At 60.6% G+C, this 25,488-nt stretch carries 21 protein-coding genes; 19 read left to right on the forward strand and 2 right to left on the reverse strand.

Annotation, left to right across the window (positions count from 1 at the left end):
* The first annotated feature begins 10 nt into the window (after nucleotides 1-10).
* From AC07TV_RS12985 to AC07TV_RS13050, 14 genes are all read left to right on the forward strand, one after another.
* Nucleotides 11-1,069, forward strand: a complete 1,059-nt coding sequence (locus AC07TV_RS12985; RefSeq protein ID WP_494648780.1) for a hypothetical protein — start codon at nucleotides 11-13, stop codon at nucleotides 1,067-1,069.
* Nucleotides 1,070-1,094: 25 nt separating this feature from the next.
* Entirely contained in the window at nucleotides 1,095-2,585 is a 1,491-nt protein-coding gene (locus tag AC07TV_RS12990; RefSeq protein WP_494648781.1) for a di-heme oxidoreductase family protein, read from the forward strand.
* 9 nt (nucleotides 2,586-2,594) lie between these two features.
* Nucleotides 2,595-4,724 carry a TonB-dependent receptor plug domain-containing protein gene (locus tag AC07TV_RS12995; RefSeq protein WP_494648782.1) on the forward strand — a complete coding sequence of 710 codons (2,130 nt, stop codon included), beginning with the start codon at nucleotides 2,595-2,597 and terminating at the stop codon, nucleotides 4,722-4,724.
* A gap of 21 nt (nucleotides 4,725-4,745) precedes the next feature.
* On the forward strand, nucleotides 4,746-5,222 hold the full coding sequence (locus AC07TV_RS13000; protein WP_494648783.1) for a cupredoxin domain-containing protein: 477 nt from the start codon (nucleotides 4,746-4,748) through the stop codon (nucleotides 5,220-5,222).
* Nucleotides 5,223-5,234: 12 nt separating this feature from the next.
* Entirely contained in the window at nucleotides 5,235-5,513 is a 279-nt protein-coding gene (locus tag AC07TV_RS13005; RefSeq protein ID WP_494648784.1) for a hypothetical protein, read from the forward strand.
* A 66-nt stretch (nucleotides 5,514-5,579) separates the two neighbouring features.
* The gene (locus AC07TV_RS13010) at nucleotides 5,580-6,203 is read left to right on the forward strand and encodes a hypothetical protein (RefSeq protein WP_494648785.1); all 624 of its coding nucleotides are present in this window, start codon (nucleotides 5,580-5,582) and stop codon (nucleotides 6,201-6,203) included.
* 24 nt (nucleotides 6,204-6,227) lie between these two features.
* On the forward strand, nucleotides 6,228-7,178 hold the full coding sequence (locus AC07TV_RS13015; protein ID WP_494648786.1) for an AAA family ATPase: 951 nt from the start codon (nucleotides 6,228-6,230) through the stop codon (nucleotides 7,176-7,178).
* Nucleotides 7,175-8,098 (forward strand): DUF58 domain-containing protein, encoded by a 924-nt coding sequence (locus AC07TV_RS13020; protein ID WP_494648787.1) that lies wholly within the window; start codon nucleotides 7,175-7,177, stop codon nucleotides 8,096-8,098. The genes AC07TV_RS13015 and AC07TV_RS13020 overlap by 4 nt, the downstream gene beginning before the upstream one ends.
* Nucleotides 8,095-8,628: a hypothetical protein gene (locus AC07TV_RS13025; protein WP_494648788.1), complete on the forward strand. Its 534-nt coding sequence runs from the start codon at nucleotides 8,095-8,097 to the stop codon at nucleotides 8,626-8,628. Before AC07TV_RS13020 ends, AC07TV_RS13025 begins: the two co-directional genes overlap by 4 nt.
* On the forward strand, nucleotides 8,625-10,220 hold the full coding sequence (locus AC07TV_RS13030) for a multiheme c-type cytochrome (RefSeq protein ID WP_494648789.1): 1,596 nt from the start codon (nucleotides 8,625-8,627) through the stop codon (nucleotides 10,218-10,220). Before AC07TV_RS13025 ends, AC07TV_RS13030 begins: the two co-directional genes overlap by 4 nt.
* Nucleotides 10,217-10,615 carry a type II secretion system protein GspG gene (locus AC07TV_RS13035; protein ID WP_494648790.1) on the forward strand — a complete coding sequence of 133 codons (399 nt, stop codon included), beginning with the start codon at nucleotides 10,217-10,219 and terminating at the stop codon, nucleotides 10,613-10,615. Before AC07TV_RS13030 ends, AC07TV_RS13035 begins: the two co-directional genes overlap by 4 nt.
* Nucleotides 10,602-12,692 (forward strand): transglutaminase TgpA family protein, encoded by a 2,091-nt coding sequence (locus AC07TV_RS13040; RefSeq protein WP_494648791.1) that lies wholly within the window; start codon nucleotides 10,602-10,604, stop codon nucleotides 12,690-12,692. The genes AC07TV_RS13035 and AC07TV_RS13040 overlap by 14 nt, the downstream gene beginning before the upstream one ends.
* 3 nt (nucleotides 12,693-12,695) lie before the next feature.
* Nucleotides 12,696-13,928, forward strand: a complete 1,233-nt coding sequence (locus AC07TV_RS13045; protein WP_494648792.1) for an FTR1 family iron permease — start codon at nucleotides 12,696-12,698, stop codon at nucleotides 13,926-13,928.
* Nucleotides 13,925-16,003: a putative bifunctional diguanylate cyclase/phosphodiesterase gene (locus AC07TV_RS13050; RefSeq protein WP_494648793.1), complete on the forward strand. Its 2,079-nt coding sequence runs from the start codon at nucleotides 13,925-13,927 to the stop codon at nucleotides 16,001-16,003. Before AC07TV_RS13045 ends, AC07TV_RS13050 begins: the two co-directional genes overlap by 4 nt.
* A gap of 91 nt (nucleotides 16,004-16,094) precedes the next feature.
* On the opposite strand, the gene AC07TV_RS13055 is transcribed toward AC07TV_RS13050, so the two are convergent.
* Nucleotides 16,095-16,412: a cupin domain-containing protein gene (locus AC07TV_RS13055; protein WP_494648794.1), complete on the reverse strand. Its 318-nt coding sequence runs from the start codon at nucleotides 16,410-16,412 to the stop codon at nucleotides 16,095-16,097.
* A gap of 417 nt (nucleotides 16,413-16,829) precedes the next feature.
* On the opposite strand from AC07TV_RS13055, the gene AC07TV_RS13060 reads away from it, so the two are divergent.
* From AC07TV_RS13060 to AC07TV_RS13080, 5 genes are all read left to right on the forward strand, one after another.
* Nucleotides 16,830-17,222 (forward strand): cation transporter, encoded by a 393-nt coding sequence (locus AC07TV_RS13060; RefSeq protein ID WP_494648795.1) that lies wholly within the window; start codon nucleotides 16,830-16,832, stop codon nucleotides 17,220-17,222.
* Nucleotides 17,209-17,481 carry a ferritin family protein gene (locus AC07TV_RS13065; RefSeq protein WP_494648796.1) on the forward strand — a complete coding sequence of 91 codons (273 nt, stop codon included), beginning with the start codon at nucleotides 17,209-17,211 and terminating at the stop codon, nucleotides 17,479-17,481. The genes AC07TV_RS13060 and AC07TV_RS13065 overlap by 14 nt, the downstream gene beginning before the upstream one ends.
* An 812-nt stretch (nucleotides 17,482-18,293) precedes the next feature.
* Nucleotides 18,294-18,848 carry an RNA polymerase sigma factor gene (locus tag AC07TV_RS13070; protein ID WP_494648797.1) on the forward strand — a complete coding sequence of 185 codons (555 nt, stop codon included), beginning with the start codon at nucleotides 18,294-18,296 and terminating at the stop codon, nucleotides 18,846-18,848.
* Between the two features lie 10 nt (nucleotides 18,849-18,858).
* Nucleotides 18,859-19,242 carry a hypothetical protein gene (locus tag AC07TV_RS13075; RefSeq protein ID WP_494648798.1) on the forward strand — a complete coding sequence of 128 codons (384 nt, stop codon included), beginning with the start codon at nucleotides 18,859-18,861 and terminating at the stop codon, nucleotides 19,240-19,242.
* A gap of 92 nt (nucleotides 19,243-19,334) precedes the next feature.
* Nucleotides 19,335-20,516 carry a metallophosphoesterase gene (locus tag AC07TV_RS13080; RefSeq protein ID WP_494648799.1) on the forward strand — a complete coding sequence of 394 codons (1,182 nt, stop codon included), beginning with the start codon at nucleotides 19,335-19,337 and terminating at the stop codon, nucleotides 20,514-20,516.
* A gap of 910 nt (nucleotides 20,517-21,426) precedes the next feature.
* On the opposite strand, the gene AC07TV_RS13085 is transcribed toward AC07TV_RS13080, so the two are convergent.
* Entirely contained in the window at nucleotides 21,427-24,438 is a 3,012-nt protein-coding gene (locus AC07TV_RS13085) for an ATP-binding protein (RefSeq protein WP_494648800.1), read from the reverse strand.
* Between the last annotated feature and the right edge of the window lie 1,050 nt (nucleotides 24,439-25,488).

Raw genomic sequence — 25,488 nt, forward strand, 5'->3', positions numbered from 1 at the left:
AACCGCCACCTTGGCCAGCGCCCCTGTCCTGGCGGCCGGGCGCTGGACCGACAAGCTAGCGGCCAAGATTACCGTCTTCGACGGCGCGACGCCGCGCGAATCGGAAATCAAGCTCCGTCCCGACCCGAAGATGACCGTGTTCACACCGGAAGGGCGGCGCGAGATCCCCTTCGACACACCATGGCCGACGAGCAGCACCAAGTCTGGCTGGCTGGCCATCGCTGCCGGCTATCGCCGCGACAACATGCGCTTCAACATCGGCGGAAAGGGCTATCCGAATATCCTGTCCGAGCTTGAATGGCAGACACCGGCTACCCAGATACGCGCTGACGGCGGCTGGACGCATGCCTCCGGTGCAACCCTCAAGGGACATCTGGCCATCGCCCATACCTTTGCCAAGGGCGAAAACCGCGATTCCGATTACGCCCTCGACAATCGTCAGGCCGAGTTTTCCCGATCCCATGCCGACACCACCGGCAGCGAGATGCTGGACGCCTCGCTGGGTGCCGGCTGGACCTTGCGCCTCGGCAGCGCCGCCACGTTGACGCCGCTGATCGGCCTGGCCCGCTACGAGAGCATCTATCGGTCAAGCAACGGTCGGCAAGTCCTTTCCGACGCTGCGGCCGCCAGCCTGCTCGGCATCGCCTGGAACGTTCCGCTCGGCCCCTTCGACGAACTGCACAGTCGCTATCACCCGATCTGGAGCAGCATCTGGCTGGGGCTCGATGGCGAACTCAAGGCCGGGCAACGAGTCGCGCTGCGCGGCAGCCTCAAGCACCACTGGTTTACCTACAAGGCCGAGGCCGACTGGAACCTGCGTTCCGACCTCGCCCATCCGCTCAGCTTCGTCCACAAGGATAGCGGCAAAGGCTGGGAGGCTGAGGTCGGCGCCGCCATTGCTCTGGACAAGGGACATCAGCTGAGCATCGATCTGTCGAAGCGCTCCATGAAGACGCAGCAGGGAAAGGACACCACCTTCTTCTACAACGGCGCGAGCAGCACGATAGACCTCGGCGAAGCCGTACTCGGCAGTTGGTCGATCAGCCTCGCTTATCGCTACGAATTCTGAAGTATCGGGACAAGGGAGAAAGGCCATGAATAAAACAGGCATCGCAGGCAAGAAACGCTTGATCCGGGCGCTGTTCGTTCTCGTCCTGGCGCTGGGTGCGCTGGGCTGGGCGTACTGGAAATCGCAATTGGCCTGGCAAGCCGGTTACGGCGATGCGCCGATGCCGACTGCCAGTGCCGATCCACGCCTGCTGACAGCCGGCGACATGACCACCTTCCACAAGGGTTTCAAGCCTTTCGGGCAAGCCGCCGACAACCTGCCCTGGCAATACGAGAAGATGTTCGAGGATGGCGACGGTCTGTTCGAGCGCCCGTACAGGGTGACAAGCGGTCTATCTACGGTCAACACGAAAACAGGCGAAATTTCAAACACACCGGAAGGCCTCGGGCCACTGTATAACGCCAATGCCTGTGGCTCCTGCCATTTTCGCGATGGTTCTGTGGAAAACCCCTACGTCTCCGGCCAGGTCATGACCGGCATTTTTCTGCGCATGAGCGTTCCGGACGGCAAGGGTGGATTCAGCGCGCCCGCCGGCTATCACGCCCAGCTGCGCGACAAGGCGGTGGCCGGCGTGCCGCCCGAGGGTTTCGGCGTCATCGACTGGCGTGAAATTCCCGGCACTTTCCCGGACGGCGAAAAATTCAGCCTGCGCCAGCCCCACTATCGTGTAGACAACCCCGGCTACGGCCCCTTGCCGGAAAACACCATTTTCGAGGCACGCAGCGCGCCGCGCCTGCCCGGCATGGGCCTGCTGGAAGCCATCGACGAAGCCACGCTCCTTGCCCTGGCCAAATCTCAGGAACAACACGTGGACGGCGTCTCCGGCAAGCCCAACTGGGTCACCGACCCGGAAACCGGCAAGCGCGTGATCGGCAAGTTCTCGCTCAAGGCCAACGAGCCGAGCCTGCGCGCCCAGGCTTCCGGCGCCGCTTTCAACGACATGGGGATGACCTCGCCCGTTCATCCGCGCGAACTGTGTCTGGCCAATCAGATCGCCTGTGCCAAGGCGCCGCGCAATGGCGGACCGGCTCATACCGACCTGAGCGAAGCCCAGGTCCAGGCGCTGACCGTGTATCTACAACTGCTCGCCGTTCCGGCGCGACGCAACATCGACGACACGGCCGTCCAGCTCGGTGAAACACTGTTCGCGAAAACAGGCTGCAACGCCTGCCACGCCGATACGGTCAAGACCGGCAACAGCCATCCGATCAAGCGTCTGCGTGGCCAGACCATCCATCCCTACAGCGACCTGCTGCTCCATGACATGGGGGCTGAACTCACCGGCCGGCCGGACGGTGAAGCCGGCCCCCGAGAATGGCGCACCCCGCCGCTATGGGGCATCGGCCTGACCCAGAAGAGCAATCACCACTCCATGCTGCTGCACGACCAGCGGGCGCGCAACGTCCAGGAAGCGATCCTTTGGCATGGCGGTGAAGCCGCGGTCGCCAAGGGCCGCTTCATGGCGCTGAACAAGACCGAACGTGCGGCACTTCTGAAATTTCTCGATTCTATTTAAGACACCTCCATGAAAGACACCTCCATGAAAGGCAAGCAGCGAAACAACTTCCGGCTCAAGCCGATGGTCTGGATGCTGGCCGCCCTCGTCGCCGCGCCGGGTATCGCTGCCGAATCACCGGGCAAGGAAAAAACCCTGGGCGAAGTCGTCGTCGGCAACACCCGTGAAAGCAGCGCCAAACGCCCGTTCCTGCGCGATCAGGTAGCGCCTGTAGAGAGTTGTACCGTCGAGGAATTCACCAAGTCCGGCGCCACCAATATCAACGAGGCGCTCGACAAGCGGCCGGGTGTCGCCGTCCAGGTCGAGTGCTCGATCTGCAATGCCCGTTTCATTTCGCTGAATAACCTGCCCGGCCGCTACACAACCTTGCTGATCGATGGCGTGCCGTTGTTCTCGGCCGTTTCGCAGGCCTACGGCCTCGATTCGGTCGGCCTGCGCGGACTGGAACGCATCGACCTGATGCGCGGTGCCGGCGCCTCCGGTCTGACGCCGGACGCCTTGGCTGGCACGGTCAACATGGTGACCCGCCGCCCGGTCAAGGACGAAGCGATGATCGAGATGGCCGTCGGCCAATACGGCAGCCGCCGGCTCGATGCCCAGGTGGCGACGGCGGGCACAGCCGGGGCCATTACAGCCAACATCCACACGAACAACCATGACTCAGTGGATGGCGACGGCAACGGCGTTTCCGAATACACCGGCTACAGCCGCAAGCTGGGCGGCATCGGCTTCTTCGTCGACGACATCGGCGGCTTCAAGCTCAAGGGCCGGATCGATGCCATTGACGAGAAGCGCAACGGCGGCGCCATGGGGACCGATTACGACGCGATCAGGGCCAGTCGCAGCGGCAACCCCTTCGATTTCTCCAAAGGCGCCCATGCCTCGCCCTACGTCGATGGCTGGGTCAATCCGACCGACGGCAGCAAGGTGAACTACGTGGACGGTCGCACCGGCCTCTCCGAGATCATTTTCACGAAACGCGAGTCAGCCTACGTCACCGGCGAGAAGAAGCTGGGCGATGCGCTCCTCAATGTCGCCGCCGGCTATGCCCACCATGATCAGGATTCGTTCTACGAAGGCAACGTCTACAAGGCCAAACAAAATCAAGGGTATTTGATGGGCAGCCTCAAGGCACCGCTGGCCGGCGGCGTGTGGACGGCCCTGGCCGACTGGCGCTACGAAGACCTGCGCTCGCAGGCCGAACTGCCCGACGGCACGCCGGCCAATGGCCTGGACAATTACACCTTCCGCACGCCCGGCCTTGGCCTAGCCGCCAACTACGCCTTCCTGGACGACCAGTTGGAAGTCGGCGCCAACCTGCGCTGGGAGAACCATAACGTCTACGGCGAGCAACTGGCGCCGCGCCTCAACCTGCTCTGGCGCCACAACGAACATGCCAATAGCCGGCTGTCGGGCGGCATTGGCTACCGGGCGCCAACCAGTTACTTCGAGCAGGATCACGGCATTCTCGAAACGCTGGTCATCCGCAATGCCACCAACGGTGTCGAGAAGTCGAAAAACCTGATGTACACCTTCGACTGGCAGGACGGCGACTGGAAACTGCTGGCCAACGCCCACTGGACCCGGCTGACCAACCTGGCCTGGCTCGACATCGGATCAACGGAATCGGTGCTGCGCAGCGCCGATGAGCCGGTCACGGTCAAGGGAGCCGACCTGCAGATCGGCTACCAGATAAGCAAATCGTTGGCCGCCAGCGTCGGACTCGAAGCCGCGCACTACGATTTTCCGGTCGGTACCCTGGCTTTTGCCCGCCCGGACCGTCGCGTCTATCTGTCGGCCGACTGGGACAGTGGTGGCTGGGACGTCTTCGTGCGCGCCACCTGGACCGGCCCGCAGGACCTGGCCAAGTTTTATTACCGCGACACCCAGCACTACAACTTCGACGGCAGCGCCAAGCCCGACAAGAGCCCGGCTTTCTGGACCGTCGATGCCCGCATCCAGTACGCCATCGACAAGCGCTGGGCCGTCTTCGCCGGGGCCGACAACCTATTCGACTTCAAGCAGAGCGACCACGACGGCATGTTGTGGATCGATGCCAGTGGCACCGTCGATGTCACCCATATCTGGGGACCGAACCGTGGACGCTACGTCTACGGCGGGGTTCGTTTCGAAATCTAACGCTGGGAAAAGGAATCCACCGTGTCTCGCCAAAGCCGATCACCCCTCTCCGAATTCGCCATCCTGATGCATCTCGCCGCCGGCCTCACGCTGGCGCCATCCGTTGCCCAGGCCGCTGGCGATCTAACCCGGCAGGAACCAGTCGAAATCCGCATCCAGCTCGGCAACGCCAAGGGCGAGATGCTGTTTGCACCGAACGAACTCAGTTTCGAAACCGGCAAGCTGTACAAGGTCGTGCTGACCAACCCCAGCCCGGTCGCCCACTACTTCGCGTCGCCCACACTGTCCGGCGCCGTCTTTACCCGCAAGGTGCAGGTCAACAGGCCGGACGGCAAGGCCATCGGCGAGATCAAGGGCAGCGTCAGCGAACTGGAGGTCTATCCGGGCGGCACCGTCGAATGGTGGTTCGTCCCGGTCAAGACCGCCAGCGGCGACCTGAAATGCTCCATCGCCGGCCACGCCGAGCACGGCATGGTGGGCAAGGTCAGCGTTCGCTAGGAGACCGGGACAATGGACACAACCCGGAAAAACTCATCGCTCATCAGCTGGAACAAGGCGCTTGCTGTCTGGTGGAGCTTTGTGTGGCGCGGGATGATCTACGGCCTGCTGATCGGATTCGCCCTCGGGGCTGCGGCGGGTGTCTATGCCGGGGCCATCGGGCAACCGGAAAAAGGCGTTCTTTACGGCGCCTTTGCCGGCTGGCTGGCCACCATTCCCGCCTCATTGATCGCCATGAGAAAGGCGCTCTCGACGCACCTTGCTTCACTTGCCGCCGAGGCGCGACGCTGATGGCTTGCATGCTTTTCTTGCGCGCCGAATCCTGCCTGGCCGGGCACTTGCCGTGGTGAACCAGCCATGATCGGTCGCGAACGCTGGCGCTTCGGCACTCACCCGTCACGATATGCGGCAAACGCCTGCCCGGTCGGTGGCGCCAGGACATGGCCGGCTCTGGCCGGTTTGCTGGCGACCATCCTCGCCTCCTGGGTCGATTTCGTTCCCGATACCGGCTTGGTGATCGTCAGTGCCATTCTGGCCGTGCTGCCGGCATGGCTACTCTATTGGCGCCGGATCAGGCCGGGAGCCCAGAATCGCTCGCTGTTCAAGGTCGATTTCGCCTGCATGCTCCTGCTCTTTGCCGGCACCTGGTCGACGCTGGCCGTGTTGTTGCCGGCATCGCCGATCTTGCTCGTTGGACCAATGACCGTCGAGCGCCATGTTGTCCTGTCCCGAAACACGCCATGGCAACAGGGTCTTTGCCATGCGCTCAGAATCGACAATCTGGGGTGGCCTAGAGCACGCGCCTTCTGCGTCGGCAAAGCCGTCTGGCAGGCCAGCAAGCCCGGTCAGATGATGGCCATTCGCGTTTCTCGCTCGTCGATGGGCACCTATGTCCATGAGATGGAGCCGGTTTGCGACGGCTTTGTCGAACAGCATCTCGCCGCCCCAAAGCCAACACCCTTCTTACGCCTCCCGAATTAACCAGAAATACGACAAGGAACCAGCATGAATGCCCCGCATCACCTGATCGACGAAAACATCAGCAGCGACCGCCCTGCGCTCGACGCCGCCATTGCCGCGGTCAACAGCGTTTTATTAGGTAAATCTCACGCCGTCAAACTGGCCATGGCCTGCCTCGTCGCCCGCGGCCATCTGCTCCTCGAAGACCTGCCCGGCATGGGCAAGACCGTGCTGGCGCATGCATTGGCCAAGACGCTGGGACTGGCTTTCAACCGCGTGCAGTTCACCAATGACCTGCTGCCCGGCGACCTGACCGGGGCGGCAATTTTCGTCAAGGAAAAGGGCGAGTTCGTCTTTCATCCCGGGCCGATCTTCACCCAGTTGCTGCTGGCCGACGAAATCAACCGCGCTTCGCCCAAGACTCAATCGGCGTTACTGGAGGCAATGGAAGAACGGCAGATATCGAGCGACGGCGCTACCCGGCCGCTGCCGGCACCGTTTTTCGTCATCGCCACCCAGAACCCGGTCGATCAGTTGTCAACCAATCCGCTGCCGGAAGCCCAACTCGACCGTTTCCTGATGCGCGTCTCGCTCGGCTATCCGGATGCTGCCGCCGAACTGGCCGTGCTGCGTGGCGAGGATCGCCGCGATCTGTTGGAACGCCTGCCGGCCAGTCTCGACAGCGCCGGCCTGCTCGCCCTGCAGCAAGCGGCGCGCGCCGTGCACGCCAGCGACGCGCTGCTCGCCTACATTCGCGCCCTGGCCGAACATACCCGCCATGGCGCGGGCCTGGCCTACGGCCTGTCGCCGCGCGGCGCGCTGGCATTGCTCGCCGCCGGTCGTGCCTGGGCACTGCTTGAAGGGCGCGATCATGTGCTGCCGGCCGACATTCAAACCATTTTCCCGGCGGTGGCCATGCACCGTCTGGGTCTGGGCGATGCGCGCCACGCCGAGACTGCGGCGGCCCAACTGCTGGAGGCTGTGCCGTTGCCATGACAGCATTGACCTACGGCCGCTCGCTCAAGCGCTCGCCGCTCGCCGGGCGTCACCTGCCGCTGCGCCCGACGGCAGCCGGCATCTTCTGGCTGCTGGCGGTGCTGGCGCTGATCGCGACGGCGGTCAATTACGGCAACAACCTGATCTTTGCCCTGGCTTTCCTGTTGCTGGCGGTCTGGTTGCAAAGCGCCTGGCAGTGCCATCGACTGCTCGGCAAGCTGGCCTGGCAGCCCAATTCGGTGACCCCGGTTTTTGCCGGCGAAGCCCTGCGCCTCGATGGACGCCTGAACAGCCAGCAGCGCTGCGCAGCGGAAATTGCCCTCGTCCACCGCCGAATATCCGGCACCGAGACCGCCTTTGACAGCGCTGGTGACGCGACGCCGATCTTCATGCTGCCGACCAGCCGGCGCGGCGAACAACGGATCGAGGATCTGGCCCTGGTGTCGCGCTGGCCGCTCGGCCTCTGGCAGACGCGGCGGCCCTTGGCGTCCATGCACGCCCTGGTTTATCCGCACCCGGCCGGCGAACGCCCCCTGCCCGGCGGCAATCCGCGCCAGGCTCATCGCCAGGCTGCCACCGACGATTTCCAGGGACTGCGGGCCTATGCGCCTGGCGATTCGCCGCGCCGCATCAACTGGCGCGTCTTCGGCCGGCGCGACGAACTGGCGGTCAATCGTTTCGACGGCGATGCCGGCGGCGAGGCGCTGTGGCTGGAATGGGACCTGACCGACGGCGATGGCGAAACCCGCCTGTCCCAACTGGCCGCTTGGCTGCTGGCGGCCGAGCACGCCGGCCGGGATTACGGCCTGCGCCTGCCCGGCCAGGCGCTCCCGCCGTCACGCGGGCGTCCGCATCGCGACAAATGTCTGAAGCTGCTGGCCTTGTTCAACTCTGAATCGTTTTGCCGTCCGACGCCATGAATATCCCTTCACCCAACGCGCCAAACATCGACGCCGCCTTGCTCTGGCGCACCCGCGATACCTCGCGCCACCTGATTCAGGGTTTTATTGCTGCCTTCGCCATCGCCGCCGTCACCGGCATCGTGCTCTGGCTGGGCATCGGCCACGGCAATCTCGTGCAATGGCTACTTCTTTGCCATCTGGCGGCAGGTCTGCTGGCCATCCTGTTTTTCGTCCCCTTCATCGCCATCCACTGGCGCGATGGGCGTGAGCCGTTGCTGCACCTGATCTGGCCATTCCGGTTGATCGGCGAAGTGCGCCGGGATGTCTATGCCGGCAAGCGGCTACTTGGCCATGCCTTCATGTGGTCGCTGGTGCTCGTCCTGTTCTCCGGCCTGATCGTCGCCCTGCCCGCCATCGCCTACCTCGCGGGTTATCCGGTGACACTACCTTACGGTGGCCATGTCGGACTGCTGCGCGCCCACGCCTGGCTGACCCTGCCCTTGCTCGTCTGCCTGTGGTGGCATCTGCCGAAGGAGGATCGTTCATGAAGCTGCCGATGAAACTTTCCGCTCCCCTGCGCCTCCTGCTGCTCGTCGCCACCGCGACGCTGGTGGCAGCCTTCGCCGCCGCCTTCATCCTACCGGCGCCGGACGATCTGGCGGTCGACGCCAAAAAAGGACTACCGTTCTACGACCTGCCTTTTGGCGACAACCCCTTTGCGCCGGGCGAACTGAAAACCGGTGACAAGGCCATGGTCGACTGGCGTGGCATACCGTCGGCCCGTACCTGCGGCGAATGCCACAAGCAGGAATTCATGGAGTGGGCCACATCGATCCACGCCGTGTCCGATGAAGAGTTGATCTATGCCACCACCGTCGAGGAAAACACCGGCGCCTCGAAAGCCGCCACCGTGCATGGCGCCGCCAAGGGACGCTGGTGCGAGTCCTGCCACAACCCGCTAGGCACACTGAGCGGCATGGTCACTGACTTCCCCAGCGTGCCGCGCACCGAAACTATGGAGGAAGGCGTCTCCTGCATCGTCTGCCACACCGCGACGCACGCCGAGCCGCTGGCCGGCAACGGAGCGCTAACCATCAAGCTGAACCAGATTTTCCGCCACCTGCATCCGGCCCTGATCATGGCCGCGCCTTCGCGGCACGCCAAGGACATGCAGGCCAAACGCGACGCGCCGTTGATGGGCTCCAGCGCGCTGTGCGGCGCCTGCCACACGGAAATCCGGCCGACTGCGGTCAACGGCCAGGAACCGATGAATTTCCAGGACACTTACGACGAATGGCGGCGCTCGCCGTGGGCCGCAAAAGGCGTGCAGTGCCAGGATTGCCACATGGCGCGCGACCCGGCGGCGACCGTCGCCGCCCTCAAACGCGGCGAGCAGCGCCCGCGCGGCGTGTCGCACCGGCTGTCCGGCAACAACTACCTGCTGTCCAACCCCGACCTGCCCGGTAACCTGATGACCACCCTGCGCGGCGGATCGCCAACCGGCCTCAACCGGATGTTCACCCGCCAGGAATACGCCGACGAGCAGCGCCGCACCCATCAGCAGATCGTCGCCCTGCTCAAGGAAGCCGCCGAACTTCGCCTGGAAAACGGAGTTGACCGCAACAATCGCCCACAACTGTCAGTCACCGTGGCCAACGTCGGCGCCGGCCATGCCCTGCCCACCGGGCCACTCGACCAGCGTTACATGTGGCTGGAAGTGGAAATCACCGACGAACAGGGGGGAAAGGTTTTCCACAGCGGCACTTTCGATGGCCAGAAGGGCGAAGAAGACCTCAAGTCCGTGCGCTGGGTGAAGGAGATGTACGACGCCGATGGCAAACGCGATCTGCGCCATGTACTGTTCGACACCGAGCGCCTCTACTACCCGAGAAAGCCGATCCCGGCCGGGGCCAGCGAGCGCATCGACTATGCGTTGCCTGCCCTGCCCCCCGGTCGTTACTCGGTCCGCACCCGCCTCTGGTACCGCCTGGCCTTCCAGGACATCCTGAAAAATTTCGAGAGCCAGGGGCCGGGCAAGGTCGATGTGACCATCCCGCCGCTGAGCATTGCCGAAGCCGGGCATGAATTCCAGATTCCATCATCGGCCCGACCACACAGCGACGTCAGGAATAAACCATGACAGCAACCCCCACCCGCTTCCGGGCCAGCCTGATCGGCATTCTCGGCTGGCTGATTCCACTGCTTGTCGCACTGGCTACCGGCTATTGGCTCCAGGCGACCCGTTCCAGTGACGATACTCGCCACAACGCCCGGGCGCGCGACGATATTCGGGCCATCGGCGCTGCCCTGCTGGCCCCACGCAGCGACGGCAAAACCTTGCCCGGCACGGCGCAAGGTCTGGCGTCCCTGGTCGCCGACGGCATCCTGCCCGACATTCCCGACGATCCGTGGGGGCAGCCCTACCAATATCGCAATCCGGGCACGGTGCATTCCTGGGAACTCTATTCGCTCGGCGCGGACGGCAAGGAAAGCACCGACGACATCGTCAGCTGGAATCTTTATGGGGGCCGCTGACACCATGCGCCTGAATCTTCGTCCCTCCCCGGCCACGTGGACCTTCGGCTTGCTGTTGTTGGCGCTGGTTGCCCACGCTCCGGCCCTGCCCCCCGCCGTCTGGCCGCTTCTCCTGCTGGCGCCGGCCAGTCGGCTGCTGCCGGTGCGGCGATGGACGCCGGCGCTGCGGCTGGCCGCCCTCGCCCTGTGCTATGGCAGCAGCGCCCTGGTCTTTGGCTGGCTCGACGTCAGCACGCTACGCCTCAATCTGCTGCTGGTGCTGGCGCTGAAATGGTCGGAAAGCAGAAATCAACGCGAATTCGCGCTGGTTTCGAGCGCCGCCGTGGTGGCCGTCGCCATCGGCCTGCTGCAGTGGAGCGAGGGCGCCGGCCTGGGCTTCGTGCTGGCCGCCGCATTTTGCCTGATTGCCGGGGCCGACTGGCGACCGGGCATGGCGGCCGTCGCCACCCTGCGCCGGGCCGGCCGCTACCTGCTGGCTGCCTTGCCGCTGGCCGCCGTTCTGTTCCTGTTCTTCCCGCGCGTGCCTGGCCCCTTGTGGGACATCGGCCTGACGTTCGGCCTGCCGCTGCCGGCCAGTATCGAGAAATCCAGCCAGGGCCTCGGCATCTCGGCCCACCTCAAGCCGGGCCAGACGCAAACCGGCGCCAGCGACGGCCAGGCGGTCTTGGTCGCCGAATTCAGCAACTGGGTGCCGCCGACCAGTCAGCTTTACTGGCGCGGCCCGGTCTTCTACGATTTCGACGGCCAGGAGTGGCGCCTCGACGCCGATTACGCCGAAGGCAATGGCCGCCGCATCATGCAGCAGGGCTGGCGACGCGCTTCCGATTTTGGGCAAAATTTCCAGTCGACCGTGCAAGAGGTGAAATACAAGATACGCCTGACGCCGCACAACGGGCTCTGGCTGTACGGCCTCGACCTGCCGTCGAAACTCACCGCCGAATCCTTCATCGGCCCCGACTGGCAGGTGCTATCCCACATGCCGGTACAACAGGAAATCAGTTACGAACTCGCCTCGTGGCTGGAATGGACGGCCGGCGGCGAACTGGCGCCCGCCTTGCGCGAACGCGCCCTGGCCTTGCCGGCCGGCAGCAATCCGCGTCTGCGCGAACTTGGCGAAAGCCGGCGCGGCGCAGACCCCGGAGACATCCTGCGCGACACCCTGGCCAGTCTTTCCCAGGGTGGCTACAAGGTCCGCGACCGCTTCACCCCACCGGCCAGCGAGCATGCCCTCGACAGTTTCTGGTTCGACACCCGCGAGGGCAACAGCGAGTTTTACGCCGCGGCCTTCGTCGTGCTCATGCGCGCCTCCGGCATCCCGGCCCGCCTGGTCACCGGCTATCGCGGCGGCAAGTTGATGGCACTGACCGACTACGTGGTTGTTAAGCGCAGCCACGCCCATGCCTGGGTCGAGATATGGGATGAGACCAGGGGCTGGCGGCGAGTCGACCCGGTCGACGTCATCGCGCCTGAGAAATTCGTCGGCACCCCGGCCAAAACCAAAGCAGCACCACAGCCGGCACCGCGCGCAGCGCCCGCGCCGGTCAAACCGGAGGATTCAGCAGCACCGCCGCCGACCCCGGCCGGCAATATTTCGGGAACGGCGGCGCCAACCGCAGCCCCCGACAGCAATGCCTGGAAACTGCCCGATCTCGCTGGCTGGATGGGGCGCTGGGTATTCCGGCTCGACGCCGAGCGGCAGAAGAATCTGCTCGGCGGCAAAGGCGACGGCTTTGCCTGGCTCTGGCTGATTGCAGCCGCTGCTTTGGGTAGCGCGCTGTTGTTCGGCGCCAGCCTGCTGCTTTCGCTCTGGCGGGAAAATCGCCGCCTGCCGCTGCCACAACGCACCTGGAACAAAGCCTGCCGGCTGCTCACCCGGCACGGCCTGGCGCCCGGACCCACCGAGTGCCCGAGCGATTTTGCCCGCCGAGTCGGTGTGGCCCGTCCGGCCTGGGCGGCTGCCATCAGCCAACTGGCCGACGCCTACGCCGCCTGGCGCTACGGACCAGCACCTGAAACAGCCGCTGCTCGCGTACCGGCTGCGGCGCGTTTCATGATCAACCGAATTTTGGCGGGGTAAGCAATGCCGCGTCATTTCTCTCTGCCTCAACTCAACTTCTATCGACAGATCGCCATGCCTCTTTTCCGCCTGCTCGCTTCCCTCCTTTTCAGCCTGAGCTTTCTCGGCATTGCCCCGGCCGTCAGCGCCGCCACCGATGGCGCCGCCGTCGTAGCCGAAATCACCCGGCGCGGTGATACGGCAATGACCAATTACGATCCGGCCAACCGTCTGCCCACCGCCACCGAGTTTTCCAGTCTCTATTTCGAGGTCTTCGAAGGCGCCGGCATGGAACTGGATCTTGGCTTGAAGTCGCCCAGCCTGAAAAGCGAACTGGAAGTCCAGTTCGGCATCGTCAATGGCAAAGCCATGCGCGGCGTTGCAGTTGATGATCTCAAGACCTCCTGGCTGGAACTGCGCGACAGGCTGCAGGAAGCGGGCGCCCTTTACGGTAAGCAAGAGGCCAGTGGCTTCTTGCCGGTCTTTGTCAAATCGCTGCTAATCCTGTTGCGCGAGGGGGTCGAAGCCATGCTCGTGGTCGGTGCCCTGGCCGCTTACTTGCGCCGGGCCGGCGGCGCTGATCGGATCTGGGTTCTTTACGTCGGAGTGGGCATCGCCATTCCGCTGTCGCTGCTCACCGGCTGGGCACTGACCGGCGCCTTGCAGGCAGCCGGCACCTCACGCGCCGTGGTGGAAGGGATCACCATGCTGCTGGCCGCAGCCGTGCTGTTCTATGTCAGTTTCTGGCTATTTTCCAAGCGCGAGGCGCAGCGCTGGCAGGCGTGGATTGCCGGACAGATTGACAGCGCGCTATCCCAAGGATCGCTTCTGGCGCTGGGTGGTGCCGCCTGTCTCGCCGTTTATCGCGAGGGCGCAGAAACCGTTCTTTTCTACCACGCACTAGCGGCCGGCAGTTCCGGGAACGGGGGTGCGATAGCTGCCGGCATCGGCGCGGCAATCGCCGTTTTATTGTTTGTTTACCTGGCCCTTCGCCATCTCTCACTGCGTCTTCCCTTCCACGTTTTCTTTGCCGGCACGGCCGTGCTGCTGTATGGCCTGGCCATCGTTTTCATGGGGCAAGGCATCATCGAACTACAGGCTTCCGGCCATCTCGGCAGTCTGCATCTACCTTGGGCACCCCGGATTTCATGGCTCGGCATCGCGCCAACCTTGCAAGGCATTGCTGCCCAAGGCGGCATGGTGCTGCTGCCGGTGCTGGTCTGGGCCTGGCAGAAACGGCGGACATCGCCACCATGACCGCCAAGGAACTTGCCGCCAGTCTGAATGGAGGGACGCCGCCCCGGGGCTCAACGGAAGAAGCATCCCTGCCACCCGTACCCGGTATTCTCGAAGTTCAGGCTGGCCGGCGACTATTACTGGCAATTGTCGCCGCCGGCGTCTTCTCGCTGCTGGCCTGTTCTGCGTTCTATCTATTCGAGATAGAACGGTTAACCAACCGGCAACTGGCAGCACTCGCCCACCATGCCGGCCAGACCATTCATGCAGCCGACCTCGGCTGGCAACGTGCGGTCGCCGCCGAGACCGCCAGCAGCCCCAGTAAAGTGGCGTTGTCCTGGCAGTTCACTGCCGACCAGCAGATCAATCGAGTGAGCACCCTGCGTCTGGCCAACGGCCAAACCCAAACCCGCCTGTTTCCGCTCGACAACGCCTGGCTGGCCTCCACCAGCCGGCCGGAGTTGCGTCTGTATCTGGTTTGGGGTGATCGGGTCGTCGCCTCCTCTCTAGGCGAGGCCGGCGCCGGCGAAGCATCGGCATTGGCACCGGAAGCCATCGGCCGCGTTGCACGCCAGGGAGCACTGTTCGTCCAGGCGCCGACACGCTGGGACAATCGTGAAGACAGTCCCCTCTTGGTGGCGCAGCAACGCCTGTCGCTCCCTTTTTCGTTGAGCGAGATTGCGCTGGCCGGCTTGTTCCTGTGGGGAATTCTGGCCGGGCTGATCTGGCTCACTGTCGGTATCTTGTTGAACAAGGCACTCCAGCACATCCAGTTCCTCGCCTACCACGACCCGCTGACCGGACTGATCAACCGCGCCGCACTGCGCATTGGCCTGACCCACATGTTGGCCGAGAGCCGACGCAACAAAACTCTGCTGGCCATCTTCTATCTCGACCTCGACCGTTTCAAGACCATCAACGACTCGCTTGGCCATGCCGTTGGCGATCAGGTATTGAAAGAAACCGGACAACGCCTGCTAGCCTGTGTGCGCGACACCGATTTCGTTGCCCGCCTTGGCGGTGACGAGTTCATCGTTGTCGTTGGCGAACTGAGCGATCCAAACGATGCTGCATGCATTGCACGCAAGATTATTGGTAGCCTGGCCGAACCGATCTTGTTGCACGAGCATTGCCTGCAGGCCGGCTGCTCCATCGGCATTGCCATTCACCCGGGTTCAGCCACCGACCCGGACAGCCTGATCAAACAGGCAGACGGCGCCATGTACGCAGCCAAGCAAACCGAGCGCGGCCGCTACAACTTCTACGATGAAAGTCTGGGTGCAATAGCCGACCAGCGTCTATCGCTGGAACTAAAAATGCGCCAAGCAATGAGTGAAGGCAATTTCGAAGTCCATTACCAACCGGTCGTCTGCAGCCAGAATGGCATGCAACTCAATGGCTTCGAAGCCCTGATCCGCTGGCCCCATGCCGACGGCCCCATCGCACCGGCTGACTTCATTCCTCTTGCCGAAGAAACCGGCCTGATCGTGCCGCTCGGAGATTGGATACTACGCCAGGCTTGTGCCCAGATGCAGTCATGGCATGAACAATTTGGTCATCACAAAACCTTGTCGATTTCGGTCAACGTCTCCGTTCGCCAACTTCACGCCGGAGACTTTGCCAAGCGGGTTGCCGAAGCGCTGGCCGAAAGCGGATTGCCGCCCGGTTCATTGATCCTCGAACTAACGGAAAGCCTCTATGTCGATAGCCATACCGCCATTCCCGACACCCTGCGTCGCCTACGGCATATGGGTGTTCGTCTGGCCATGGACGATTTCGGTACCGGCTATTCGGCACTGGCCAGTCTCTCTCGCCTGCCCATAGATCGCCTGAAGATAGACCGTTCCTTCGTCCGCAACATCACCGAAATTCCGGAAGAACTAGCCATCGCCCGAACCATCATCGCCATCGGCCAGCAGCTGGGTCTGGAAATCGTCGCCGAGGGTGTCGAAACTGCCGAGCAAGCTTCCCTGTTGAACAACAGCGGCTGCCATATTCAGCAAGGCTGGTTGTTCGGGCGGCCGCTCAGCAGCGACGGTAGCGCTGCCATACTGAGTCAGTTTGAATTTCAAGAATCCGGATTGGCTGCGTCTTAAGGGACTTTTCGCTCAGACGCCAACCAACTTCTAGAGCTGCCCACCATCATTTTCCATTGCAACCAGATAAGTCCCCGCATAAGCGTACCGTTTAGTCAGATGGGCCGAACATTGCCATCAAAGTCAGGTGTTCAGTAATGTCAAAGAATGAGTGTTTGGTGGTAGCACTGACGAACAACACCATTCCAGGTCCGACATCTTGTTCTTGCTCATCAATACGCAGCCGGGCGTGGCCTTCTAGCACCAGATACAGTTCATCCTCAAGGTGCGGAGCCTGCATATCCTTGGCTCCCGCTGGAAGGCGATAGATGGCACAGGACATCTGTGAACTTCGGAGAAACTCAAAAATACATGGCTCGCTACCGATAACCTTGCTCTTGAGTTCGTTCAGATTGAAGACTTTCCACACGGTTGAAGACCCCCCTAAAATTTGTCGTTGATGCGATCACACGATAGTGCCAGAGAAGACCGTCAATCGATAACAATTCCCATGTCTTGTATTCGTTACCCTTCGGAGAAACAGGGAAAAGTTTTTCTTGGGGTTATATATGCACTGAGCAAGCCGCAACTTCAGGCCCGAAATGGTACTTTGAACAACTGCCCAGGTCGCATCCCCACGTAGTGCCGAACCATTTTGCTAGCGCCTGCATCCTGCTGATCGCCCCATCCGACCTCCGTTGACCTGGATCAATCAGTCACCGCCTCAGGCGGTGCTAGAGGCATATGTACGGAGGAGCGGCAAACGCCCGCCTTCATCGTTAGTTAGCCAGCCACACTCAATCGGTTGCGACAAGCCAGCCAGGGATCATTCCCCAGGTACGAAACCATGGCTACTGACACGCTTCTAAATTCCTTCGAACTCCCCGTTTCATCCGATCTCGACCCTTGGCAGGTTGTTGTGGCGTTTGCACCTCATCTACGCATCGCCCACCAGATTACCGGTCGCGTGCGTCTCAAGGTGGATGCCACCGCGCTGAATGAAAAAACATTGCGCGAACTCGGTCCTGAACGCCTTCGTCAGGCGCTGGAAACTATCCGCGGCGCGCGCAGCATCCAGTTCAACTTGTTAGCCCGCTCCTGCGTTGTCGAATATGACCACCGGACCATTCCAGATGCAGCCTGGCCCGACATGCTGTCCGGACAGCAAACACCTGCCGCCGACATTCTGATCGGCATCCTTCAGGAAAAACACGAGGAGATTCACCATGGGAAATTATGACGAATCCGTCCTGCGCAGCCGTCGCCTTCAGCGTACCGCCCCCTTCCCGCTACTGCATCAGGCGCTGCGCATTGCGATTTACGATGAGTACGCTGCCCGCGCCTTCTATGGACGGGTAGTCGAGGCATTCGGCCCTCGCCCCCCCTTCGCCAATATTGTCAAGGCAGAAAATCAGCACGTCGAGTCATTGGGCAATCTCTGTGAACGCTACGGCGTACCCCGTCCGCTTGATCCCTTTCCCGCCGGGGCGCGACGATAGCGAGTCGCGCCGATAATATGAATTGGGCGCCAAGCTCCAAGATTATTGCTAATCGTATACAGACTCTCTGGTCGCCATGCTGTCGGTCGGCTGACAATGCTGTCAGTTGAATCAGTCATTGCCGCTCTTGTCCGATGGGCCGGACGCAAACCTCGGAAGAGCGCAGCTTACGAAGTTCCACCGCGATGGTTGCGTTTGGTGTGAGAGTTGCTTGTGGCAGAGTTGAGGCAAAGTAGATGCTAATTTGGTAACCGACACCGGTCATTCGACAAGCTCGAAGGACGCATTTTCCATCCAAATTGGATAGACGCCTCGAGCAGCGGGTTGTGGCCGGGAGCGCCTATTGAGGTCCGAAAGGCGGTCAATATTGCCTAACTGAAAGCGGTTCAAAAAATACCAATAGGAAATAGGCTGCCGATAACTGGGCCAAAAAAGCCATTGGAGTGTTTATTTCTCATGGAGCCTGAGCTAGGAGGCACCCGTTGCATAATTCACCCCGGTGAATTTGCGCAAGGCAGAAATCTGAGTTCTAGCTGAATCAACAACAAAGCAAACTCAATCCGTAAGCAACTCATGCTCCAACCCGCTTACGGATAGATAGTAATCTTGATAGCGTGACAAAACAATAAAACATAACTATCAACAACTTAACCATATAATTTGGCGGGTCCGGTGTTCGAAGGCAGAATCTCCAGCCAGGTCCCGACAGAATAAATATTTTCTCCGGCCCACAATATCCTGGCCGCTGATCCGTCTTCAGCTGTATGGATACGTCGCTGACTCAACAATCCGCCTACGAGCTGCTAACGCCAATGGCTGAACAAAACCAGCGCCTTACCGAAACCATCACTCGTGAGCGAGGACGGCTGGGCAATTTCATCCGTCAGCGCGTGCCTGACTCGAGTGAGGCCGAAGACATTTTGCAGGATGTGTTCTTCGAACTGGTCGAGGCCTATCGCTTGCCCGAGCCCATCGAGCAAGTTGGCGCCTGGCTATTCCGGGTGGCACGCAATCGCATCATCGACCGTTTCCGCAAGAAACGTGAAGAGCCTTTGCCACAAACCAGGGAAGGCCAGGAGGACGGCGAGGACGATTACTGGCTGGAGCTGGCTTTGCCTGTACTCGACAGCGGTCCTGAAGCCAGTTACGCGCGTGCCATGCTGATTGAAGCGATATCGGCTGCCCTTGATGAGCTACCCGCCAGGCAGCGCGACGTATTCATCGCCCATGAAGTGGATGGGTGCAGCTTCAAGGATCTGGCTGCCCAGAGCGGGGAGAAGCTAAACACCCTGCTGGGCTGGAAACGGCTTGCCGTGCTGCACCTGCGAGCCCGACTGCAACCGCTATATGACGAACTATCTTGGTAAAGGAAACAAAGTGAAAACGAACTGTTCAAGGGACAAGACGCGCTGCAAGACGAAGTGCTTCAAGATTGCGCTGCTGGTTGTCGTCGGTATCGCCGCCCTCGGCTGGCTGGTCATGCTCTTGTGGAACTGGCTGATGCCCGCCTTGTTCTTTGGCGCAAGGGAGGTCGACTATTGGCAGGCCATGGGGATTCTGTTGCTGAGCAAGATCCTCTTCGGCGGTTTCCGCGGCGGCTGTCATGGCCGCTGGAAGGAGCGTCGCCAGCACTGGGAGAGCATGACTCCGGAAGAGCGGGAAGAGTTGAAGGGCCATTTCAAAAGCCGCTGGGGTAACTGGTGCAGTTCGAACAAGGGCGAGGACAAGGCAGCCAGCAAGCCGGTCTCCTCAGCCGAGTAAGCGGTGCTGGCAAAACAAGCAACAATTTGAGCGATGGTCGCCGCCAGCACACCGTGGCGGCCACCAGTCATATCAACACAAATAAGCCCCTCATGTCGCCACCCCCTGCAGCACTGTCACATCAGGCACCGCGCAAATTGCCGGGCCAGTTGCGCCGTTTTATGCTGACCGTTATTCCCATCCTGGCCAGCCTTCATGCCTACATCGGCTGGCGCCTGCTGCCGGCACTGCCCTTCGGCTCGCTGGGGACAATGGTCGGCGTGTTCATCCTGGGCGTGTCCACGCTGTTGATGCCACTCGGCATGCTGGCCAACTTTCTCGTTCCTTCGCCGGTACTGGCCGACCGGATCAGTTGGTTGGGTTCGTTGACCATGGGGCTGTTTTCATCGGTATTGGTACTGACGCTGCTGCGCGATCTCTTATTGCTGGTCGCCGGCTCGCCGTCACTGGCCACCGTTTCGGCATTTGCGGTTCTCGTGCTGGCGGCATTACTGACCCTGGTCGGCTTCGTCAATGCGCGCCGCGTGGCAGGCATCGTCAGGATCGACATTCCCCTGGCAGGATTGCCGGTTTCACTGGCTGGTTTTACCATCGCCCAGATCAGCGATATCCATGTCGGCGCAACGATCAAGGGCGACTACGTCAAGGCCATAGTCGAGCGAGTAAACCGCCTGGGTGCCGACCTCATCGCCATTACCGGCGATGTCGTCGATGGCAGCGTTGACCTGCTATCCGCCGATACCGCACCGCTGGCCAAACTGGCGGCACGCCATGGCAGCTATATCGTCACCGGCAACCACGAGTACTACTCGAGCGCGGCGCCGTGGATCGCCGAATTCAAGCGTCTCGGACTGCACGTCTTGAGCAACGAACATGTACTGATCGAGCACAACGGTGCACAACTGGTGGTCGCCGGCGTTACCGACTACAGCGCCCATGTTTTTGATGCTGCCCAGCGCAGCGACCCCGAAGCTGCACTGGCCGGTAGCCCGCCCAGTGTGCTCAAGGTCTTGCTGGCCCACCAGCCGCGCTCGGCGATGGCGGCGGAAGCGGCCGGCTTCGACCTTCAACTTTCAGGCCACACCCATGGCGGGCAGTTCTGGCCCTGGAATCTCTTTGTCAGCCTGCAGCAGCCATTTACAGCCGGCTTGCACCGTCAAGGCAGGCTCTGGGTTTATACCAGTCGCGGCACCGGCTACTGGGGGCCACCCAAGCGTTTCGGGGCACCATCCGAAATCACCTTGCTGCGCTTGGTACCAGAATTGGCCAAATAACTGGTCACCTGCCATAACGAATTATCATTTTCTTTCAAGAGCAGCAACATCCCGGCATCCCATCACTCAGATCGTCTTGGGCCTTGATGGCGCTCCCTCCCTCATAAGCCCGCAATTCCCAAGAGACGCCCCATCCTCGACTGACTACTATTCAATCATCCGCTCATGTGAGCATCGCGCCACCACTTAATCGAAGTAAACAGCATGTTTAGGCCATCCGGAATATCGCCTGGGATAAAATTTTCACCATTGCGTTGCACAATGCGATGTTAATACGTTGGAAGAAAGAGAACGGGGCCGATGATGGCAATTTCAGATAGGCAAATAGCCGAGTGGCGGTTACTTTTCGGCAAAGGTATGGAATCAGCCGTTGGTGAATTCACCCCACCGGAATTTTGGGATGCGGGTCCAGACGAGGCCTGGGATCTCCGCGAAAAAGCTCGCAAAGCTTTGGCACCCGACTAGCTCAGATAACGCAAGGCACAACGCAAATTCCACACAAAAATCAAAATAGCCGTTATTTTTTGGCGCGATGACTGAAGTTTGGCCTCATTTGGCGTGCGAGAGCACCATACGACACCTGCCCTTTGAAACTAGGCGGATAGACTAGCGTGCAACTTGTCCTTCTTATGTGGAGCCACGACCGGCGTCGTACGCCAACCGCCCATCTGGAGCACTGGCTCCTTATTTCGAGGTCTACATAATTAGAGCGTTGGTGAGGAAGTCGATCGACCAGGCATGTGCTGTGAGACCGCGCATGTCGCGCAGATGGTCGTTGTACCGACGCAGTTCATCGGCAACCTGGTTAGGGGTTTCGGTAGGTTAGCGCGCGAGCTGCTCATTCCGGGAACGTGCGGCGGACGGCACCAGGCACCTAATCGAGTCAAACTGTCACCCGGCGCAGATACTCTTAGGCTGGCGCGGCAATCTGCATCAGCCCGCTCATCACAAGCGAAAGCACCTGCGCTAATTCCTCCTCAATTGTGAGGATCTCGTCCTGTCGCTGGGAGATTGCAACAATCTCAAGTCGCCCGGCAATCTCTCCTAATGACTTTGCGCCAATCGCCAAAGACAAACCTTTGAGCGTATGGGCCAGCCGGATAGCGGTTGGCCAATCATTTGCCAACCTAGCGGCACGAAATTCAGAGATGAAGTTATTGCCATAACTATCGCGGAATTCCCGCAGCAACCGCAGGTAAAAATCGGCGGAGTCATTTGCGTAACGCAGTCCCTCTGCCGTATCGATGCCGGGCAACGAAGGCAATTCGTCGGGTAGATCAACCACCATTGGAGCCGGTGCAACCCGGGGAGTCCCCGACAAACTGGCCGCAGATTCCACACCTCGGGATAGCCATTTGTGCAAAACCACAAAGAAGACATCAGGATCAACAGGCTTGACAACGAAATCATTCATTCCGGCCTGCTCGCAGATTCGTCGATCTTCCTCAAAGGCATTGGCGGTCATTGCCAGGATTGGAGTATCGGCCCACCCCGGAAGGCTGCGGATCATCCGGGTGGCTTCCAAACCATCCATATTTGGCATTTGCATGTCCATAAGGACCAGATCGTAAGATTGTACCCGCGCCTTTGCTACCGCTTCGACACCGTCTTCAGCGGTATCGGCGCCTAGTCCAACAGAGTGCAGAAGCTCGAGCGCCACTTCGCGGTTGATCTCGTTATCCTCGGCCAAAAGTATTCGTGCCCCGCCTTGGCGCTGCCGAAGTTGCACTTCGACGTCAGGAATCAATTCCTGAACCGACTCGGGAGGCATCACACCATGCCCGCGCGACAAGCGGGCGGTAAACCAAAAGGTGCTGCCTACTCCAGGTGTGCTGATTACGTTGGCCTCACCGCCCATCAGATTGGCCAGGCGACGGGAAATCGCGAGACCAAGGCCTGTACCACCGTATATACGGGTGGTCGAGTTGTCCGCCTGTTCGAATGCCTGGAACAATCGGGGCAACTTGTCTTCGGGAATGCCGATCCCCGTGTCCTGCACTTCAAAGCGGACCAGCATCTCATTGCCGTCGTCACCCAGAAGAATCGATCTTACGGAAACCGTACCCTGCGCAGTAAACTTGATGGCGTTGCCAGCGAAGTTGAGCAAAGCCTGGCGAATGCGGGTGGGGTCGCCTCGTAACCACATCGGCACGCCATCAGGTTCCACCTCAATGCGCAGCCCTTTGCCGCGAGCCTGTTCGCCAATAATGGATACCACGTTGTCGAGAATTGACGAAAGATGGAAGTCTGTTTGCTCCAATTGCAAACAGCCGGCTTCAATTTTGGAAAGATCCAGGATGTCATTAACGATACTGAGCAGATGTCGGCCAGCCATTTCAATTTTGGTTAATCGTTCTTGTTGATCGGGTGATGGCTTCGCACGCCGCATCAGGTGAGTCAGCCCGACGATCGCATTCATTGGCGTGCGGATTTCGTGGCTCATGTTGGCCAAAAAAGCGCTCTTCGCCAAAGTTGCCGCCTCTGCCTTGGCAACACTGTCTTGTAGCAAGGCGTTCGCACTAGCGAGTTCTTGGGTTCTGGACTCGACCAGTTCCTCCAAGTGACTGCGTTGCTGGTCGAGTTCCTGGCCGATGCGTTTGCGTACTGAAATATCTTCGACCACCGAAATGAAATAGTCAGGACTACCGGCCTCTGTCCGCGCCAGTGCTACCGTAAGATTGACCCAGACCAAACCTCCCTCCTTGAGCAGATAGCGCTTTTCCAGCGAGTAGGTATGTATCTCGCCAGCCAGCATCCGTCGCAGATAGTCAAGGTCAGTTTCGAGGTCGTCCGGATAGGTAATATCCTGAAAAGTTCTGGCCAGCAGTTCATCTGACGAATAGCCGACGATGGCTGCCAACCTGGCGTTGACGCGCAGCCACCGGCCGTCGAGTGCCACCAGGGCGATACCGACGGCCGCCTGCTCGAATGTGGCCTCAAAGCGTCTGTCGCTAGACCTCTGATCGACTTCGGCAGCTTGCCGCTGGCGGTCGGAACTATTCAGTTGGACGGCACTCAACCAGACAGCCACAGTCAGCAGCAGAATGGAGAGCGTTGCCATCATGCTGATGCCGAACTCTGGGGAGTACCACCCGGCAAGCTCGCCTTCGTGCCTCAACCAGAAGAGCGCAGGAGGCAGTAACAGGACCCAAGGCATCCACCGCCTCGCCAGGCGGCCACCGACGGTGTCGCTGATCAACAAGCCCATGCTGCCACGTTCTGGTCGCGCACTCAACACACCGGCACCAAGTGCTGCAAAGCAAAGGGCGGTATGTGCCGCCACCGACGAAAATGGCAAGACTTTGTATAGCCCCTCAGCATCAACAATATGGCCGAACACTGAGATGAACGCGATGCTTAGCACGGGCAGCGTCAGCAGAGGTGCCAGCCAGACTGTGCGTCCGAGTCGTCTTTCCAAACTCAATAAGGCGACGCCGGAGAAGAGAAAAGCAATAGCTGTTGCAGGCGACATTCGCCCGGTTTCAGTCAACGAGTTGGCAACCGCGGGATGCTGAACCAGCAGGTTGTCTATTGCCAAATCAACGTGGAACTGATATTCGGCCAGCGTCAGCACGCCTAGCAGCGCCACGCCGGCGCCACAGCTTTGCCCAAGAAAACGCGACCACGAGTGTGCCTTCTCATTGCGCAGCAACCACAACGCCACACCAGCCAGAACAAAGCCGCAGGCAGTGTTGGCTTTCATCGTGGCCAAGCCGGGCAGAACAGAGGTTACGACAGGTAGTTTCAACCACCAGCCGAAGAGCACGATCAGGCCAACGGCGCCAACAAACCATGCGGCCATGGTGGCCGCATGATGAAACCGATTGACTAGACCGGGAGCACTAGCAAACGGCATCACCGTTCCATCGGCACGGTCTTCATGCGACAAAATACAATCGGCGACACCTATCTTTTCTTCCAACTGAATTACTCCCCGATGACTCGTCGCCCCTGCCCATGCGAAGTAACAGTGAAACAGCCCGACTAGAGCGATTCTTCCCCTTTCAGCCCAAAATGTCTATCACGCAAATCTGGCAATAGGATCGCAGCAACTAATTACAGGGGGGAGGTATTAGAGTCGGATCAACTCGGCGTTGTTATTGACGCCCAGTTTGTCCAGAGTTCGGCACAGTCAGGTTGTGGCGCTGGCGTTGCTGATATCGAGTTAAGTAGCAATTACAGCAGGCTGTCGCCACGCAGCAAGCCTTGCAGGACTTGCCTCTCACGTACTGGCAAAGTTTTGGCAGCGGAGCGTTTGGTCCCATCCTGATTCGCTGTGATGTCTGCGGGAAAACCGGTGCCACCATGAAGCAGGCTCCATGCCAGCTACGGTTAAGGATTGTCCTATGCCTGCGCCCCGCCTTATCAAACGTTCTCTCCGTGACGTGCAGTTCTCAATCAGATGCCATTTCATACAATGTATTTTTTCTAGCGGCCTATTCCCTAATAGCAAAACCCCCCTCTCAAGTCCGCCATTCCCAGAAGATAGCCGAACTCGTACCAGGCGATGTCTCCGGGCCGCGCGCCATCGGGAAATGGGGGCAGCGGATACCTTGTGAGTTCAAGTATGGACAAAGGCGCAGTCTGATAGATGTCTATCCACGAAGCACGAAGGTCACCCCTCTGGACAGAGTGAAACCAATTGGTGTCTACGCACTCGAGGAATACAGGCTCTTGGTCGGAGTGCTGGTTGCGCGCAGACTTGTCATCCGGCTCCGGCACCTCAATGGCCGCATACACCCGCCCCTTGGGAGATCGCTCCCCTTCACCCTCTCCTTGGCCAGGCGGCACGAAGAAGCTGTTTCGGAAACCGCTCAGTTGGCGGACATGTCGTCCCATTCGCTCTCGCTCTCGCTCTTGCGCAAAGGATCGCGCCATCGTTGCCACCTTTAGCCAAGTCGTTGGACGGCTGTAGCTTTCGGGCAGATTCTGGCGAAAGAACGGATGCAGGTCGCACGGCCAGCGCTAGGGC

This window comes from Azonexus sp. GW821-FHT04F04, from assembly GCF_059420025.1.

Bases quoted from the DNA above. Each gene is read 5' to 3' on its own strand.
- AC07TV_RS12990 (WP_494648781.1), top strand. From the start codon at position 1,095: ATGAATAAAACAGGCATCGCAGGCAAGAAACGCTTGATCCGGGCGCTG.
- AC07TV_RS12995 (WP_494648782.1), top strand. From the start codon at position 2,595: ATGAAAGACACCTCCATGAAAGGCAAGCAGCGAAACAACTTCCGGCTC.
- AC07TV_RS13005 (WP_494648784.1), top strand. From the start codon at position 5,235: ATGGACACAACCCGGAAAAACTCATCGCTCATCAGCTGGAACAAGGCG.
- AC07TV_RS13010 (WP_494648785.1), top strand. From the start codon at position 5,580: ATGATCGGTCGCGAACGCTGGCGCTTCGGCACTCACCCGTCACGATAT.
- AC07TV_RS13015 (WP_494648786.1), top strand. From the start codon at position 6,228: ATGAATGCCCCGCATCACCTGATCGACGAAAACATCAGCAGCGACCGC.
- AC07TV_RS13020 (WP_494648787.1), top strand. From the start codon at position 7,175: ATGACAGCATTGACCTACGGCCGCTCGCTCAAGCGCTCGCCGCTCGCC.
- AC07TV_RS13025 (WP_494648788.1), top strand. From the start codon at position 8,095: ATGAATATCCCTTCACCCAACGCGCCAAACATCGACGCCGCCTTGCTC.
- AC07TV_RS13030 (WP_494648789.1), top strand. From the start codon at position 8,625: ATGAAGCTGCCGATGAAACTTTCCGCTCCCCTGCGCCTCCTGCTGCTC.
- AC07TV_RS13035 (WP_494648790.1), top strand. From the start codon at position 10,217: ATGACAGCAACCCCCACCCGCTTCCGGGCCAGCCTGATCGGCATTCTC.
- AC07TV_RS13040 (WP_494648791.1), top strand. From the start codon at position 10,602: ATGGGGGCCGCTGACACCATGCGCCTGAATCTTCGTCCCTCCCCGGCC.
- AC07TV_RS13045 (WP_494648792.1), top strand. From the start codon at position 12,696: ATGCCGCGTCATTTCTCTCTGCCTCAACTCAACTTCTATCGACAGATC.
- AC07TV_RS13050 (WP_494648793.1), top strand. From the start codon at position 13,925: ATGACCGCCAAGGAACTTGCCGCCAGTCTGAATGGAGGGACGCCGCCC.
- AC07TV_RS13060 (WP_494648795.1), top strand. From the start codon at position 16,830: ATGGCTACTGACACGCTTCTAAATTCCTTCGAACTCCCCGTTTCATCC.
- AC07TV_RS13065 (WP_494648796.1), top strand. From the start codon at position 17,209: ATGGGAAATTATGACGAATCCGTCCTGCGCAGCCGTCGCCTTCAGCGT.
- AC07TV_RS13070 (WP_494648797.1), top strand. From the start codon at position 18,294: ATGGCTGAACAAAACCAGCGCCTTACCGAAACCATCACTCGTGAGCGA.
- AC07TV_RS13080 (WP_494648799.1), top strand. From the start codon at position 19,335: ATGTCGCCACCCCCTGCAGCACTGTCACATCAGGCACCGCGCAAATTG.